This is a genomic window from Plantactinospora veratri (genome assembly GCF_036421995.1).
GTDB lineage: Bacteria > Actinomycetota > Actinomycetes > Mycobacteriales > Micromonosporaceae > Plantactinospora > Plantactinospora veratri.
On the sequence record NZ_JAZGQL010000003.1, the window covers coordinates 255,177 to 272,037 of the forward strand.

The following is a 16,861-nucleotide window of genomic DNA, read 5'->3' on the forward strand; positions in this document are numbered from 1 at the left end:
CTCTCCTCGGACCTCGGTTCCCCGCCCTGCTGACCGTTCTCAGAGGAGAGTAGGGCGTACGCATTCTGATATAGCCTGGTTTGACCGTAATCTGACACGGTGTTTGGTAGGGCTTGAGCTGGGTAGGAAGGCCGGGTTGACCTTGGTAGGAAAGACCGGTCGGGGGACGATCCGGACCAGAACCGTGGCGTCGCTGGTCCGGCCGTCCTGGGTGATCCGATAGACGAAACGATCGGTGGCGCCGACGGTCGCAGCGGGACGATAGACGATCATTCGGCTGCTGGTGACCTCGGTGCTGCCGGTGGCCGGTGGCACGACGACGCTGATGCTGGCCCGTCGGCTGGCCCAGTCGTTGCCGAGCACCGGGATCCGTACGGAACCGGTGACCGTCACCGTGGCGGTGTCCCCGATCGCCAGTGGGGAACTGACGAAGCTGCCGTTGCCGGTACCGAGGAACGTCCATATCCGACCGATCGGCTGGCGGTACAGGAGTAGGTCCGGGTTGCCGTCGCGGTTCGCGTTGAGGGTGTCGACGGTCCAGCTCTGCCGGTCGTCGTAGCTCTGTTGGAGTCTGACCACCGTGCCGTCGTCGAGCACGACCGCGACCCCGTCCGATCCGTCGCCACAGTGCTCGGCATAGGCGATCGCCACGTCCATCGCCCGGTCCCGGTCGAAATCGGCCAGCCGGTACTGGACACGACCGGCACAGAACCGCACCGGACCCGGGGTCAGGGTGCCCGTGCCGGGGTTCAGATAGGTGGCGAATCCCTGACCTTGATCCGTCCAGAGATATACGTCCGGCCGCCGGTCCCCGTCGAAGTCGGCCAGTCCCATGTAGTTGGGCCGGTCGATCGCCGGCACCCGGGCCGACACGGTGAAGTTCCGCAGCACCAGCAGGTCGTAGTCGGGGCGGCTGGGTGGCCCGTCGTACCAGCCCACCACCAGTTCGGCCGGTCCCGGGGTCGTCGGCGAGGCGGGGTCGAGATCGACGGCGACGCCGAGTTGCGGGCAGTCGGCCGACCGGGTGCCTCCCGGCAGTTGGTAGGGGTGCCGCTGCGGCGGCAGGTAGCCGCCACCGGGCCGGCCGAACTCCACCACGACGGCGCAGGCACGGCGCGTACCGTCGAGCCGGGCGCGGTCGAGCACGCTGTCCCCGTTCAGGTCGCCGAGGAAGGGCTCGCTCGGGCCGCCGGCCCGGGCCACCGGCGCCCCCGCGACGATCGTGACGACCATGGCCGTGGCGGCCAGTGCCGCGATCGATCTTCTCCACATGGCGGTCCTCCAGTGGTACAGGCCGGCGGACATCGACTGGTCAATCGACGATCTTGAGGCTGACCGCAGCGTTGCTCGTCTTGCCGTCCTGGGTGATCCGGTAGACGAACATGTCGGTCCGGGGGTGGACCGGATTCGGGGTGTAGATGATGGTCTGGTTGGTGGTGACCTTGACCGTGCCGTACCGGGGAGGGGTCCAGATCGTCACCTTGGCCCGGTCGCTGGCGTAGTCGTTGGCCAGCACCTGGATGCCGGTGGCCCGACGCCCGCTCACGGTCGGATAGTCCCGGACCGCCACGGGCGACCGGACGAAGTTGCCGTTGCCGAGCCCGATGAAGGTGGTGATCTCGTTGGTCAGCTGGTTGTAGGTGGTCACGTCGACCAGGCCGTCGCGGTTGACATCACCGGTCTCGACGGTCCAGCTCGTCAGCCCCTCCACGTCGGAATGCAGGTGGCGCTGGCTGCCGTCGTCGAGGATCACCACCACTCCGCTGAAGTAGGCGCCGCACCCCTCGATGTACGCGATCACCACGTCCATCGCACGGTTGCGGTTGAAGTCGGCGAGCCGGTGGGTGAGCGGGCCCGAGCAGTACCGGACCGGGCCGGGGACGAGCGCGCCGGTACCGGGGTTCAGGTAACTGGCAAACCCTTCGCCCTGGTCCGTCCACTCGTAGATGTCCAGCCGCCGGTCTGCGTCGAAGTCGGCGACGCCGATGAAGCTGGGCTGGAAGATGGCGTTGAACCCGCGGCTGACCCGGAAGTTGTCCAGCGCCAGCAGGGTGTGGGCTACCGTCGTCGGCGGGCCGGCGAACCAGGTCACCGCGAGTTCGGCCGCCGGATCCGTGTCGAGATCGAGCCCCACCCCCATGTCCGGGCAGTTGGGCTCGTTCGCCGGCAGGGACAGGAAGGGGTACGGGTGGGCCGGCCCCAGCCCACCGCCGGCGAGGCCCAGGTTGACCACCGCGCGGCAGGTGGTCGCGGTGCCCGTGGTGACGAGGTCGAGCACCACCCGGTCCATCCGGCCGTCCCCGTTGACGTCGGCGACGATCGGCTCCGCCGGCCCGCCCGCGACGGCGTCGGCCACCACCACGCCCACCCAACCCGCTGTCGTGATGGTTACCGCCACGGCAACGACGGTGATCCGCCTACCCCTCATGGCTCCGCTCCTCAGGCCTGCCAACCCGCCGAGGGTTGGGCTATCCGGTCCACCGGAGGTACACGACCGCGCTGCTCCGGCGGCCGCCCTCGGTGAGCTGGTACGTGAACCGGTCGGTCGCGCCATGGGCCGCCCGAGGCGTGTAGATGATCCGGCCGCCGCTGATCACCCGGACGGTGCCGTAGCGCGGCGGGACGGTGATGGTGACGGTAGCGGCGGCGGTCGCCTGGTCGTTCGCGCGTACGTCGATCGTCACCGGCTTGGTGCCGGTGAGCGTGACGGAATCGGTGTTCGCCTTCGGCGACTGGACGAACCGACCGCTCGGGGTGCCGATGAAGTATTCGACCGTTCCGGTCAGCCGGGAGACCGTGCGGATGTCGGGGATCCGGTCGCCGTTGACGTTGACCACCGCGGTGTCCCAGGTTTCCAGGCCGGCCGGGTCGCGCTCGAGTTCCTGGGAGGTACCGTCGTCGAGCACCACCGCGACCCCGCTGACCGGTTGCACCGACAGGCAGCGTTCGATGTAGCTGTTGACCATGTCGGTCGCGCCGTCGAGGTCGAAGTCCGCCAGGTCGTACTCGAGCGGTCGGGCGCACCACTGCTCGGGACCGTGGGTCAGTCTGCCATTGCCCAGGTTCAGGTACGTCTCGATGCCCTGGCCCTGGTCGGTGATCGAGTAGACGTCCTCCCGGCCGTCGCCGTTGAAGTCGGCGGAGCCGAGATAGAACGGCGCGAAGATCGCCGAGACCAGGCCGAACGACGGCTGGAACGACTCGTTGAGCACCATCAGGTTGTACGGCACAGTCGGCGGCGGTCCCGCGAACCAGGCCACCACCAGCTCTTCGCGCCGGTCGGTGTCCAGGTCGACGGCGACGCCCAGCTCCGGACAGCGGGTGCCCATGCCGGATCCGCCGGGCCGGAGGTAGACGTACGCCACCGGCAGGCGGTAGTCGCCGGACGCGGTGCCGCGCTCCACGATCACCGAGCAGAGGTCGGGCTGGACCAGACCCAGGGTGACCCGGTCACCGAAGCCGTCCCCGTCGACGTCGCCGAAGATCTGCTCACCGCGGCCGCCGGCCCAGGTGGGGGCCGGCGCCGGCCCGGCGATCCCCAGCGAGGCCACGAGCACGATCACGACCGTCATGGCAGTACGTCTGCGCCACATGGCCCCTCCCAGGTACGTCGGTGTGCGGGCTCGGTCAGCCCGGGGATCGGAGGTGGACGGTGCACCGGTCGCGCCGGTCCTCCTCGGTCACCCGCTGGGTGAACGGGTCGGCACGGCGGTGCTTCCAGGTCGGGGCGTGGGGGAACCGGTCGATGTCGGCGACGGCGACGAGGGTCCCATCCGGGCCGACCGGGTACGGGGTGGGCGTGGCGCGGAGGCTGGACGTCGGGACGCCGATGTATGTCGGGCGGTGGTCGCGGTGGTCGGGTCCGTGCCCGTGGTGGCCCGTGGGCATGTCGGCCGGGACCACGGGGGCCAGCACGCCGACGGTGCCGACCGCGACCAGGATCGCGGTGCTGAGGCGTCCGCTCCACATAGTGCTCCCCTATGTAGTGCTTTGGTGGGTCAGTCGGATCGGCCCATGTTTGGGACGCTAGACCGATTCTGGTGATATCGACTGATGCTGACCGTGATCCGACACCGGAGTGGCACGACGAAACAGCAGCTCAGATGCTATTGGTCGGCCGAGCTGCCGTACTCGACGACTGGTTCGGCGAGCATCTTCGAACCGGATTCGTCTCGCGGGCCCGGGCACCTAGACCGACGGGAACCTGATGGTGACCACCGCGCTGGATCTCCCACCCGATCCCTGTAGTTGGTAGGTGAAGCGGTCGGTCCGGCCGTGCTGCTGCCGGGGGGTGTAGAGGACCCGGCGGTCGCTCAGCACCCGTACGGTGCCGTACCGGGGCGGAACGGTGATCACTACCCGGGCCTCCGAGGAGGCGTAGTCGTTGGCCAGTACGTCGATCGCCACCGGCTTGACCTTGGCCAACTGGACGCTGTCCGTGTTCGCGTCGGGCCCCCGCACGAAGGTGCCGGTCCCGGTGCCGTGGAAGTAGTTGACCTCGTCGGTGGTCAGGTTCTGGGTACGGATGTCAGGGAACCGGTCGTCGCCCAACTGGCCCACCTGGATCCGCCAAATCGTCCGGCCGGTCGGGTCGAGTTCCAGTTGCTGGATGTTGCCGTTGTCCTGCACCACCACCACGCCGTTGCCGTGGTCCGCACAGCCGTCCGTGTAGGACAGCACGGCATCGGCGCGCCGGTCGAAGTCGAAGTCGGCGTGCCGGGCGGTCGGCGTCCCGGCCGAGCACCAACGACCCGGGCCGAGGGCCGCGACGCCGTCCGTGAGGACGCTCGTGTAGTAGCCGCCCGGGCCGACGGCCCAGGGCGTGACGACGCCGTTGCCGGTGAAGTCGGCGGTGGCCATGAAAAGCGGATTGGCCAGCGGCGACGTGAACGTGGTGATCGTCCGGAAGTCGTGGTCGATGGCGAGCCGGTTGTAGGTGACGTCGGACGGCACCCGGTCGCTCCAGGCGAGCCAGAGCTCATCGAACCGATCGTTGTCGGCGTCGAAGGCGGTGCCGATGTCCGGGCAGTTGGTGCCGATGGGCCCGCCGGGCCGCTCGTAGACGTACGCGATCGGCGGCAGGTAGACCCCGGGGGCCGAGCCGTACTGGACGACCAGCGAGCAGAGGTTGGGATGGATGGCTCCGAGAACCGCCCGGTCGATGGTGCTGTCGTCGTTGAAGTCCGCCAGGATCGGCTCGCCGGGGCCGGCCGCCCGGGCCGGCGGTGCCGCTCCGGTCGCGATCACCGCCGTCGCCAGCAACACCGTTCCGATACGTCTCTTCCACATGGCGGCCTCCTCGCTCCGAGTACGGATCCTCGCCATAGGGGAGTAATTGGGACGTTAACCTTGTTTGTGCCAGTGATGCGTGCGCTGACCGTGATCCGACAGCTACTTGCTGTGACGTAGCCGCAGGTCAGCGGGCTTGATCAGCGTGAGCCGGCGGAGACGTATCCTGGGAACGTGAGTCCCCGTCGCAACCGTCCGCGTCCCGACGACGCGCCGCCGCTGGACCGCACCCGGCTGGAGCGCGGCGTCGGCTCGGTGCAGACCTGGCGGGACGGCGACTGGCAGGTACGCAACATCCCGGGCAGTGCGGCGACCAAGAACTACCGCTGCCCCGGCTGTGTCCAGGAGATCCGCCCCGGGGTGGCTCACCTGGTCGCCTGGCCGGCCGACGGGCAGGGTGACCTGACCGACCGCCGGCACTGGCACACCGGCTGCTGGCGCGCGCGGGACCGGCGCGGCCCGGGCGTGGAACGCTCCCGCAGCGCCCCCCGGTACGGCTGACCGCCACACGATCCGAGGGATCTTCGTCACGCTGCCCCGGGTTCGCTGCCGGGTCGGGCCGGACCGGGTAAGACTGATCCCTGTGAGTACAGCCATCCGCGCCGCCAGCATCCTGCCCGCCCGCCGGGAGGAGATCGAGTTGCACACCGCCGACGGCCTGCGGCTGGTCGGCGAACTGGCGCTCCCCGCGGACCGGGACCCGGTCGCCACCCTGGTCTGCCTGCACCCGCTGCCCACCCACGGCGGGATGATGGACAGCCACGTGTTCCGCAAGGCCGCCTGGCGGCTGCCGGCGCTGGCCGACCTCGCGGTGCTGCGCTTCAACACCCGGGGCACCAGCAGCGTGCGCGGCACCAGCGAGGGCACCTTCGACGGCGGCGAGGCCGAGCGGTACGACGTCGCCGCCGCGATCGAGTACGCCGAGTTCGCCGAGCTGCCGGAGATCTGGCTGCTGGGCTGGTCGTTCGGCACCGACCTGACCCTGCGGCACGGATGTGACCCGGGAATCGCCGGCGCGATCCTGCTCTCCCCGCCGTTGCGCAGCAGCACCGACGCCGACCTGGCCACCTGGGCCGAGTCCGGCAAGCCGCTGACCGCGCTCGTCCCGGAGTTCGACGACTACCTGCGGCCGGAGGAGGCCCGTCGACGCTTCGCGGCCGTACCCCAGGCCGAGGTGATCGGCGTGGCCGGAGCCAAGCACCTCTGGGTCGGCGACGCCGAGACCGTACTCGACGAGGTGGTCCGGCGGGTCAACCCGGCGGTGCCGGTACCGCTGCCGTCGGAGTGGGACGGGCCGATGGAGACCGGCGACGCCAGCGCGTACGCCGACCGCACGGTGGCGGCCTTCGCCGACCTGCCGGCGCCGGGACCGACAGGCCCGGCCGAGGCGGGCTGACCGCCGAGTCTCCTGTGCTCCAGCTGAACAACAGGACGTCGCGTTGCAGGCAAAGGACGATTTGACGACGGCCCACAACGACGCGCCGGTCGGACCCCGTTCACGAACCTGCCCGCCGAGCTGGGTGGTACGACTCTGACCGAGGGTGTCTACCGGATCGGAGCGGCGCAGTTGACCGGGCGGCTGACCCTGGACGCGCAGAACAATCCGACGGCACGCAGCCGAGTCCTGACCGGTGGCCCGGCCGGTGACTGCCGGCCGGCCCAGCCCGGAGTACCCCGGAAGGTGAATCGGACGGATCCGAGGCGCGGCCCGGTCCCCCGCCCGGTCCGAGCCGCTACACCGGTGCGGCGGGCTGGCCGCCGGACGGCGGGACCGGCTCGCTGGCCTCCACCGGGGAGAGTCCGGCGGACGGCGGCCAGCCGCCAAGCCAGGTCTGCCGCTGCCGCCACACCTCCCGCCAGTAGCGGGCCCGGCCGGTCAGCCGGGCAGCCATCGCGCGGACAGCGATCCCGACCAGCAACAGCGCCCGACCCGCTGCCGCCCGGGACGGGGACCAGCGCAGCCGGAGGAAGGTCACCTGACCCCGCAGCAGCATGACCCGCTTGCCGGCACTGGTCGACGCGGCACCGCCCACGTGCACCACCCGGGCCGTCGGCACCAGGATCGGCCCGGCGCCGATCGCGGTGGCCCGCAGACAGAGGTCGAGGTCCTCGCAGTACATGAAGTAGTCCGGGGTGAAGCCGTCGAGTTGGGCGAAGAGGGACCGGCGCACCAGCAGCAGGCAGCCGGACGCGGCCGGCACCCGGACCGGCGCGGACCGGTCCAGCCAGGGCAGCGCCTCCCGGTTGAAGAGCCGGGACCGGGGGAACACCTTGGACAGGCCGGTGGCGAAGCAGGTGAGCGTCCAGAGCGACGGCGGACCGAAGACCGAGTGGCCGTCGTCGGTGCCGTCCGCCCCGAGGGTGCGGCCGACGTAGATGCCGTGCCCGGGCCGAGCCCGGGTGAAGGCCAGCAGTTCGCCGATGACGTTGCCGACCGGTTCGGTGTCCGGGTTCAGCAGCAGCAGCCAGTCGCCCCGGGCCCGGGCCGCGCCGACGTTGACCGCCCGGCCGAAGCCGACGTTGCGGGCCAGCCGCACCACCCGGGCCTCCGGGAAGGCCGCCGCGACCGCCGCCGCCGACCCGTCGGTGGAGGCGTTGTCGACCACGATCACCTCGTACGGCTCGGCCGGGCAGGCGGTACGGAGCGTGGCCAGCGCGGTCAGGATCAACTCGCGGGTCTGGTAGGAGACCACCACCACGCTCACCACCGGGGTCACGGCGCCGCTCCGGTCATCCCGTCGGCCTCGGCCGTGACCCGGCTGGACTCGTCGCGGCCCCACCGGTCCCGTACCGCCGGTCGGCGGGCCGACGCCGCGGCCAGCAGGGTCAGCCCGAGGTAGCAGAGGCCGGCCGGCAGCAGCCACGGCCGGGGCAGCACCACGTCGACCAGCCAGGAGGTACGGCCGGCCCGGCGTACCCGGTCGTCGGTGGCGCGCAGGCTGGCGTTGCCGGCCCGGACCCGGCCGAGCCGGCGCAGCAGGTCGGCGGTGCGCCGGGGCGTTGCCACCACGGTCGCCACCTCGGCCACCTCCCGCTTCTCCGCCTCGGTGAACTGCCCGTCCAGGAAGAGGTCGTCGGCGACCACGTCGGGAAACCGGCCGAACCGGGCCCGGCCGGCGGCCGAGAGCGCGATCGCGCCCCGGCCGAAGAGCGCGTTCCGGTACGCCGGATGCCGCCCGTTGATCGCGTAGTAGCCGCGTACCAGCAGGGGCCGGCCGGTGGTGTCGAGCCGGCGGCGCGGCGCGGCGGCCAGTGTCCCCGGCACGGCGACCGCGGCGGCCAGCGCGCGGGCACCGGCGGTGTCCAGGGTGATGTCGGCGTCGAGGTAGATCCGGGGAAAGCCGCTGACCGCCTCGTCGCCCGCGTTCAGCGCGGCCGGCTTGCCCGGTTCGGGCAGTTCCCGCACGGTGACCCCGGGCACCGACCGGGCCACCGCCGCCGTCGCGTCGGTGCAGCCGTTCGCCACCACGACCACCTCGAACTCGCCCGGCTGTGCGTCGGCGAGCAGGGCCCGCAAAGTCCGGCCGAGCACCGCCGCCTCGTCGTGCGCGGCCACGACCACACTGGTCACCACGGCGCCCGCCCGGTCAGCGCGAGCCGGATCCGTCGGGTGGCGTTGCGGCGGCGCAGCCGCCAGCCCTGGTATTCCCGCAGGTCGAGCGGGGCGGCCTGGACCACCCGGGCCGAGTGCCGCATCTGCTGCGTCCACTCCGCCACCGTCGTCACCCCGGTACGCCGGGCCGACAGCGGCCGGCGGGCCAGGAAGTCGGCGTCGGTGCGGTAGATGGTGTGCGGGCTGCGCGGGTCGTCCAGGTGGTCCTCGGGCAGGAACGGGTGGTACCAGCCGTTCAGCCAGCCGAGCCGGGCGGCCCGCAGGCACCAGGCGGTGAAGGTCTCGGCACCGGCCAGCGGGCCGACCTGTTCCAGCGTCTCCCGTTTCAGCAGATAGCCGCTGCCCTGCACCCAGTGGTTGCGGAACAGTTGATGCCCGTTCGGATAGTCCGCCAGTTTGGCCGCCACCAGCGCCCGGTCGACGTCCTCCGGCGGGAAGCGCCAGGTGCCGATCACCCCGAAGCCCGGTACGTCCCGGTGTGCCTTGCGCAGGATGGTCAGCCAGTCGGGATCGGGCAGGCAGTCGTCGTCCACCTTGCTCAGGTAGGAACCCGTCGCCTCGGTCCAGAGCCAGTTGGTGGGCTCGGTCAGCCCGGCGTTGACCGGGCTGTGCCGGAACCGGTGCACCCGGGGGTGGTGCCGCAGTTCCTCGACCGCCTCCAGGGTCGGCTGGTCGGTGCCGTTGTGCCAGAGCCACACCCGGGCGTCCGCCGGGCAGGTGCCGAGCAGGTGCGGCAGCGACAGCCGGACGTACTCCGGCCGGTCGTACGTGATCATGAGGATGTCGATGCCACCGTCGCCGGTCATCCGACCGCCCACCTCCGCTCGGTTGCCTGGAACTGGCCGCTGCCGGCGCCCCGCCCCGTCATGGCTGTGCCGCCGCCGGCACCGGTCCGGGTTCGTCGGGCTGCCGGCCCGGCCGGCCCGACTCGATCAGGTTGGCGCGTTCCGCCCTGGTCAGCCGCCACAGCGCCCCGGTCAGGCCGAGCAGCACGTGCACGGTGATGAAGAACGTCGTGAAGTACATCGAGTCGAAGGTGAACCCGGAGACGCCGGCCACGCCGATCGCCACCGCCAGCACCGCCGCCAGGTCGCGGTCCCGTTCGGTACGGGCGAACCGGCGTACCCGGCCGGCGACCACCACTCCGGAGAGGAAGAAGACGGTGAGCCCGGCCACCCCGATGATGCCGCCCTGGACCAGGGTGGTCAGCCACTGGTTGTCCAGCAGTTGGTACAGCTCCGGCAGGAAGGTGCCGACCCCGCGCCCCAGCCAGGGCCGCTCCCGGATGAACGGGGTCACGTAGTCGTAGTCCTCCACCCGGGCCTGCACGCTGGGGTCGTTCTCTCCGGCCAGCAGCAGCGACTTGATCGCGGCCAGCAGGCCGGGCCGGGCCACCTGGATCAACGCGGTCAGGAAGGCGCCGACCACCAGCACGTTGAAGGTGGTCCGCAATGGCCAGACCAGGACGAAGAGCAGCATCGCGGCGCCGAGGGCGAGCACTCCGGTGCGGGACAGCGAGATCGGGATGACCGCGGCCTGGAACATCGCCAGCGCGCCGTAGATCTGCCGGTCCCGACGGGTCGACGAGAACCGGGCGAAGTGGATCGCCACCACCAGGCCGATCACCATCAGTACGCTGAACTCGATGTAGTGCCCGGCGGTGCCGGCAACCCGGACCAGCCCGTCGCCGCCCCGGTCGCGGAACCCGACCACCTCCTTGTGGAAGGTCAGCAGCGGCGGCAGCTTCAGGTAGGTGGTGAGGTCGATCCGGGTCACGAACTGGACCAGCGCGACGAAGGCCATGAAGGTGGCGCCCCAGCAGAACCAGCGCAGCACCTTGTCGATGCGTTCCCGGGTCAGCACCCCGTCGGCGGCGGCGAGCAGGATCCCGGCTCCGGCGAGCGCCATCAACAGGGTCCGCTCGGCGCCGTTCGCCTCCAGTACCGGCATCCCGCGTCCCTGCCCGGCGACGTAGGAGAGGAAGAGGCTGACCAGGTAGATCGCCATCGCCCAGCGCATCGGCTGCTGACCCCGGGTGACCAGTGTGGGGTGCAGCCGGCTCAGCGCCCACCAGACCAGCAGGCCGAACCCGACCATCAGCCCCGGCTTGCCCAGGTCGCTCAGCGGGGGGAAGACCAGCCGGAAGGGGAGCAGGTAGGCGAGCATGATCGACGCGATCACCGCTGCGGTGGCGTCCGGGAAGTGGCGTACGGCGGGGGTGATGCCGTCGTACACCGTGTCGGACCGCCGCGCGGATAGGTAGGTCGGCACGTCGCTCGTCTCGTCCGTGCGCCGTCAGCCGGCGCTCGTAGGCTTCCCGGTGGTCATCGGCTCGGATCGTCCACGACGTGCCGGGCGGTGGTGGTGAGCAGGATCGTCTCCTCGCTCGCGGCCCCGGCACCGCGTCCGTTGCCACCCTGCTCGGCCCGGTCGTCGGCCGGCGGACCGGGATACCGGTCCTCGGCCGGGTGCGCCGGGATCCGGTCGTCGGCGCCGCGCCCGCCGCGCCGGGAGGGCGACTGGGTCGGCTCGCGGCCGGGACCGGGGGAGACCGGCGCTATCCGGGCCGCCGGGGCCGGCGAGACCGCCGGGGTGGGACCCGGGCGCGGCGTGTTGACCACCGCCTGGCCGGCGTTCCAGGCCATCGGGGTACGCGCGTCGCGGCGCTGACCGAGCCGGCTGCTCGCCCGGCGGCGGGCCACCGCGTCGTGGATCACGGCGGCGACGGCGGCCAGCAGGATCCCGATCGCCGTGATCACGACCTGTGCCCGCAGCACGTTGGAGCGGGACGGCACGATGTTCAGCCCCGGATCCAGCACCTCGGTGGTGATCTGCTCACCCGGGTTCGGCTTGTACTGCGCCTGCTGCCCGGCGACCTCGTCGTGGATGAGCTGGGTCACCGCCTCGACGGTCTTCCGGGCGCTCTCCTCGCTCGCCGCCGTCACCGCGACGGTCAGGATCGAGCTGCGGGTGACCAGCCCGACCTCGTAGTCGGGGTCGCCGCCGGCCGCCGCGATCCTGGTCCGGGCGTCGTGCGCGGAGGTGGAGATCTGCACGGCCTGGGCCATCGCGTTCTCGCCGATCCGCAGCCACGGGTTGCCGGGCCGGGGTGCGGCGTCCTCGGCCGGTGCGGCCGAGGTGGTCGGTGGCACGAGCAGGATCGCGACCTCGGTCTTGTATTCGGGCTGGATCGCCACTCCGAACGCGAGGGCCGCGCCGAGCGTCACGACGACGATCGGAGCCGAGACGTACCACCGCCGAAACATGAGCTTCAGCAGGTCGAGAAGGTCCATCGGGCGGCCCTTTCGAAAGGTGCGGAAGTACGGTGCGAGTGGTCAGATCGGCAGACGCGCGGCATCGGCCCCGTTACCGTGTGAAACTTCGTTGTAGTCGCTGAGCGACGGGCGGAGCAATCGATCCCACAGTCGGATGTACGACTTCACCTGGTGGTCCCAGGCGAGTTCATCGACGAACCGCTGTCTCCCGGTCGCACTCATCGCGGCCCGGGCGGAGCCGTCACTGAGCAGCTGGTCGATCACCTTGGCGAATTCGTCCGGGCTACCGGTCTGCACATAGCTCGCCGCCGCCTCGGCGGTACGCCGGGTCTCCAGCAGGTCGACCGCGACCACCGGCACGCCCCGGGCGACGTACTCCACCGTCTTGGCCATCGTGTACATCTCGGCCATCCGGCTCGGCCGGTCCGGCTGGATGGCGATCGAGGCGGAGCAGAGCAGCGCGTCGACCTCGTCGGCCTCCAGCCAGCCGGTGAAGCGCACGACGTCGTCCACGCCCCGCTCGGTGGCGAGCCGGCGCAGTTCCGGCATGCTCTCGCCGTCCCCGGCGACGACCAGCTCCCAGTCGTCGGTGCCGCGCAGCCCGGCCAGCCGCTCGGCGGCCAGCACGGTCGCCTCGACGTTGTCCTGCGGGTTGATCACGCCGACGTAGACCACCTTCTGCCGGGCGTCCTCCGGCGGCTGGTCGTCGCCGTGCCGGACCTCGGCCAGGGCCGGGCCGTTGCGCACCACCACGACCTTGTCGGGCGGGCAGCCACCCCGGCCGATCGCGAGTTCCTTGAACGACTCGTTGGTGGCGACCACGGCGGTGGCGGTACGCCAGGAGAGCCGTTCGAAGAGCCGGAGCATCCACAGCACACTCGGCCGGGGTTCCCCCGCCTTGCACTCGTAGAGTTCCGGGCTCAGGTCGTGGTGGTCGAAGACGAAGGGTCGGCCCAGGGCCCGCATCAGCAGCCCGACCACCCAGAAGACGTCCGGGGGGTTGCACGCCTGGACGGCGTCCACCCGGGTCCGCAGCATCAGCCCGAGCAGCCGGGTGGTGACGGCGATCAGTGCCCAGGCGAACTCGGCGGCGAAGGAGAGCACCCCCTTGCCCGCCAGCGGCTGGGGGAACGAATGGATCCTGGTGGCGGTGGTGCCGGGCAGCACCGTGAGCCGTCGTGGTCCCCGTGGGCAGATCACCGACGCCTGGTAGCCGGCCGCCTCCAGTGCCTGGCACTCCCGGATCACTCGGCGGTCCCGCTCGGCTGGCAGATTTACCACCACGATCACCACGTGGGGGCGTCGATCGGCCATCTCTAACTCCCATCCGCGCAGCTCGGACGACGTTTTCGATGGAAGGTCGCGGCGTATGCGATTACGCCGCGACCCGAATGAACTTTGTTCTCGCACCCGGCTGTTCCGCTTACCGGCCCGGTGCCTACCAAGACATTGCTCTACCGACCGGGTCCGGGCAAGGACCGAGGATTGGTGGATGTGTCGAGTTACTTACAAGGTCACGACCGATCGTACGATTGTTCCTTCCCGGACTCGTCCGCGTGTCGGGGCTCGAACGGCAGGTCGGCGGCCTGATCAACACCAATTCGGCGGCGTCGTGGGCGAACCGTCGGGGAAGTGGGTTTCATTGATCTTCGTCCCGATTCGCGATTAGACGCGTCCCGGTCGCAAGTGTTGCGCCGGAGCCTACTCTGTGCCGACGAAGGTGAGCCGCGGTGCACGGTCGGGTTCGAGACCGCGGCTCTCCATGGGGAGAGGAAGTGGGCATGCGGCTGCGGCGCGGCTTGCGACTGGGTCTGGTGGCGGCACTGCTGGCGAGCGTACTGGCGCCGCTGGGCGGAGCGCCGGCCTCGGCGGTGACACTGCCGGCCGGCTTCCAGGAGCAGGTGGTGTTCAGCGGGCTGGACCAGCCGACCAACATCGAGTTCGCCCCGGACGGGCGGATCTTCGTCGCCGAGAAGGGCGGCCGGATCAAGGTCTACGCCGACCTGGCCGATCCCACCCCGACCGTCTTCGCCGACCTCTCCACCAATGTGCACCACCAGTGGGACCGCGGCCTGCTCGGGCTGGCGCTGCCGGCCGGCTTCCCGGCGGACCCGTGGGTCTACGTGCTCTACACCTACGACGCGCCGCCGGGCCGGACGGCTCCGGTGTGGAACGACACCTGCGGCGACGCCAACAACGGCCGCTGCGTGGTCACCGGCCGGCTCTCCCGGCTGCGGGCCGGCGGCGACGTGATGACCGGTACCGAGCAGGTGCTGATCTCCGACTGGTGCCAGCAGTACCCCAGCCACTCGGTCGGCGACCTGCGGTTCGGTGCGGACGGCATGCTCTACGCCACGGCCGGCGACGGGGCCAGCTTCAGCGCCATCGACTACGGCCAGTTGGGCAACCCGGCGAACCCGTGTGCCGACCCGCCCGGCGGCACCATGACGCCGCCGACCGCCGAGGGTGGGGCGCTGCGGGCCCAGGACGTCCGCAGCGGCGCCGACCCGACCGGACTGGACGGCGCGGTGCTGCGGCTCGACCCGGCGACCGGGGCGGCGGCGCCGGGCAACCCGGCGATCGACGCGGCCGACCCGAACACCCGGCGGATCGTCGGGTACGGCACCCGCAACCCGTACCGGTTCACCATCCGGCCGGGCACCAACGAGATCTGGCTCGGCGACGTCGGCTGGAACAGCTGGGAGGAGGTCAACCGGATCGTCGACCCGAGGGCGGGGGTCAGCAACCTCGGCTGGCCCTGCTACGAGGGTGCCGCCCGGACGGGCAGCTACGACAACGCCAACCTGAACCTCTGCGAGACGCTCTACACCGGGGCCGGGCAGACCGCGCCGTACTACGCCTACCACCACGGTGCGGCGGTGGTGCCGGGGGAGAACTGCGGCTCGGGCGGGGACGCCGTCTCCGGGCTCGCCTTCTATCCGGGCAGCGGGGGGAGCTATCCGGCGGCGTACGCGGGGGCGCTCTTCTTCGCCGACTACTCGCGCGGCTGCATCTGGGCGATGCGCCCGAGCAGCCCGGGCGGGCTGCCGGACCCGGCCAACCTCCAGGCGTTCGGGCAGGCCGCCGCCGGGCCGGTCGACCTGGCCGTCGGTCCGGGTGCCGAGCTGTACTACGCCGACCTGACCGGCGGGACCGTGCGCCGGATCCGGTACTTCCCCGGCAACCAGCCGCCGACGGCAGTGATCAACGCGACCCCGACCAGCGGCCCCGCCCCGCTCGACGTGACCTTCGATGGCACCGCGTCGACCGACCCGGACCCGGCCGACGCCGGCCGGCTCAGCTACGGGTGGGACTTCACCAGCGACGGTACGGTCGACGCCACCGGTCCGACCGCCACCTTCCGCTATCCGAGCGCCGGCCGGCACACCGCGACGCTGACCGTCACCGACACCCTCGGCGTCTCGGCGAGCGGCACCGTCACCATCCAGCCCGGCAACGCCGCCCCGACCGCCCTGCTGGAGAGCCCGACGGTCGGCACCACCTGGCAGGTCGGCGAGACGCTGCGCTTCGCCGGCCGGGCCACCGACCCGCAGCAGGGCACCCTGCCGGCGTCCGCGCTGCGCTGGAAGCTGCGGATGGAGCACTGCGAGTCGGTCGGGAACTGCCACACCCACCACCTCCAGGAGTGGCCCGGGGTGGCGTCCGGGTCCTTCGTGGCGCCGGACCACGAATACCCGTCGTACCTGGAGTTGGAGCTGACCGCCACCGACGCGCAGGGTCTGTCGAACACCGTGGTACGCCGGCTCGACCCCCGGACCGTCGAGCTCAGCTTCGCCAGCGACCCGCCGGGGCTGCGGCTGACCGTCGGCGCGACCACCGGGACGGCGCCGTTCACCCGTACCGTGATCGTCGGCTCGACCAACACGGTGAGCGCGCCGAGCCCGCAGACCTTCGGCGGGCTGCCGTACTCCTTCACCGGCTGGTCCGACGAGGGCGCGGCGACGCACGTCCTCACCGCACCCGCGACGGCGACCACCTACACGGCGACGTACGCCGGAGCGGCCGGTTGCGGGACCACGGCGTTCTATGCCTGCGGCACCGCGACGGGCCGGCCCTGGGTGCCGGCCGACACGGTGCTGCCGCTCACCGGCGACGACGCGGTGACCCAGGTGACGCTGCCGTTCCCGGTGCCGTTCTTCGGACAGACCTACCGCACCGCCTGGGTCTCCGGAAACGGCTTCGTCTCCTTCACCGACCCGGGCGGGCCGCAGCCGGCCAACACGGTGCTGCCGGCGGCCGGCGCGCCGAACGCGGCGCTCTATCCGTTCTGGGACGACCTCTGGATGCGGGCGGAGTCCAGCGTCCGGATCGGGATGACGGGTACCGCGCCGAACCGCCGGTTCGTGGTGGAGTGGCGCGACAGCGGCATGTACGGTTCCAGCTCCGCGCGGATCAGCTTCGAGGCGCTGATCGCGGAGAACGGCGAGATCGTCTTCAACTACCGGGACCTGAACGCCAGCGGGCGGGAGCGCGGCGACTCGGCGACGGTCGGCATCGAGAATCCGGCCGGTACCCTCGCGCTGCCGTACTCGGTCAACCACCCGGCGCTGACCGACGGCACCTCGGTGGTCTTCCGGCCGGTCGAGTCGCAACCCTTCGTAGCCGATCGGGGTGAGCGTCGCCAGTCGCCGATTCTCGACCGACGGCCCAGGTAGCGGCTGTG

The 16,861-nt window shown here is 71.4% G+C and carries 14 protein-coding genes; 3 read left to right on the plus strand and 11 right to left on the minus strand.

What is annotated here, in order from left to right; genetic code table 11:
• Positions 1–39 precede the first annotated feature (39 nt).
• The 5 genes from V1634_RS04490 to V1634_RS04510 form a co-directional block, all read right to left on the minus strand.
• A complete protein-coding gene (locus V1634_RS04490) occupies positions 40–1,272 on the minus strand; it encodes an FG-GAP-like repeat-containing protein (RefSeq protein WP_331206445.1) in 1,233 nt (410 codons plus the stop codon).
• A gap of 40 nt (positions 1,273–1,312) precedes the next feature.
• Positions 1,313–2,398, minus strand: coding sequence for an Ig-like domain-containing protein (locus tag V1634_RS04495; RefSeq protein WP_331206446.1), 1,086 nt, complete (start codon positions 2,396–2,398; stop codon positions 1,313–1,315).
• Positions 2,399–2,468: 70 nt separating this feature from the next.
• Positions 2,469–3,572, minus strand: a complete 1,104-nt coding sequence (locus tag V1634_RS04500) for an FG-GAP-like repeat-containing protein (RefSeq protein ID WP_331206447.1) — start codon at positions 3,570–3,572, stop codon at positions 2,469–2,471.
• Positions 3,573–3,627: 55 nt separating this feature from the next.
• A complete protein-coding gene (locus V1634_RS04505) occupies positions 3,628–3,969 on the minus strand; it encodes a hypothetical protein (protein ID WP_331206448.1) in 342 nt (113 codons plus the stop codon).
• 219 nt (positions 3,970–4,188) lie between these two features.
• On the minus strand, positions 4,189–5,289 hold the full coding sequence (locus V1634_RS04510; protein WP_331206449.1) for an Ig-like domain-containing protein: 1,101 nt from the start codon (positions 5,287–5,289) through the stop codon (positions 4,189–4,191).
• A 219-nt stretch (positions 5,290–5,508) separates the two neighbouring features.
• Between V1634_RS04510 and V1634_RS04515 the strand changes: the two genes are divergently transcribed.
• Both V1634_RS04515 and V1634_RS04520 read left to right on the plus strand, forming a co-directional pair.
• Positions 5,509–5,790, plus strand: a complete 282-nt coding sequence (locus V1634_RS04515) for a hypothetical protein (protein WP_407951719.1) — start codon at positions 5,509–5,511, stop codon at positions 5,788–5,790.
• A gap of 82 nt (positions 5,791–5,872) precedes the next feature.
• Positions 5,873–6,685: an alpha/beta hydrolase gene (locus V1634_RS04520; RefSeq protein WP_331206451.1), complete on the plus strand. Its 813-nt coding sequence runs from the start codon at positions 5,873–5,875 to the stop codon at positions 6,683–6,685.
• Between the two features lie 337 nt (positions 6,686–7,022).
• Here V1634_RS04520 and V1634_RS04525 read toward each other — a convergent pair whose 3' ends face one another.
• From V1634_RS04525 to V1634_RS04550, 6 genes are read right to left on the minus strand one after another with little or no spacing between them, the layout of a single operon-like run.
• Complete coding sequence (locus tag V1634_RS04525; RefSeq protein WP_331206452.1) at positions 7,023–8,006, minus strand: glycosyltransferase family 2 protein; 984 nt, start codon at positions 8,004–8,006, stop codon at positions 7,023–7,025.
• A complete protein-coding gene (locus tag V1634_RS04530; protein ID WP_331206453.1) occupies positions 8,003–8,860 on the minus strand; it encodes a glycosyltransferase in 858 nt (285 codons plus the stop codon). Before V1634_RS04530 ends, V1634_RS04525 begins: the two co-directional genes overlap by 4 nt.
• Positions 8,857–9,708 (minus strand): glycosyltransferase family 2 protein, encoded by an 852-nt coding sequence (locus V1634_RS04535; protein ID WP_331206454.1) that lies wholly within the window; start codon positions 9,706–9,708, stop codon positions 8,857–8,859. Before V1634_RS04535 ends, V1634_RS04530 begins: the two co-directional genes overlap by 4 nt.
• 58 nt (positions 9,709–9,766) lie before the next feature.
• Positions 9,767–11,173 carry an O-antigen ligase family protein gene (locus V1634_RS04540; protein WP_331206455.1) on the minus strand — a complete coding sequence of 469 codons (1,407 nt, stop codon included), beginning with the start codon at positions 11,171–11,173 and terminating at the stop codon, positions 9,767–9,769.
• 53 nt (positions 11,174–11,226) lie between these two features.
• Positions 11,227–12,195 carry a hypothetical protein gene (locus V1634_RS04545; protein WP_331206456.1) on the minus strand — a complete coding sequence of 323 codons (969 nt, stop codon included), beginning with the start codon at positions 12,193–12,195 and terminating at the stop codon, positions 11,227–11,229.
• A 42-nt stretch (positions 12,196–12,237) separates the two neighbouring features.
• Positions 12,238–13,491 carry a glycosyltransferase family 4 protein gene (locus V1634_RS04550; protein ID WP_331206457.1) on the minus strand — a complete coding sequence of 418 codons (1,254 nt, stop codon included), beginning with the start codon at positions 13,489–13,491 and terminating at the stop codon, positions 12,238–12,240.
• A 467-nt stretch (positions 13,492–13,958) separates the two neighbouring features.
• On the opposite strand from V1634_RS04550, the gene V1634_RS04555 reads away from it, so the two are divergent.
• Entirely contained in the window at positions 13,959–16,853 is a 2,895-nt protein-coding gene (locus V1634_RS04555) for a PQQ-dependent sugar dehydrogenase (RefSeq protein ID WP_331206458.1), read from the plus strand.
• The last annotated feature ends 8 nt before the right edge of the window (positions 16,854–16,861 follow it).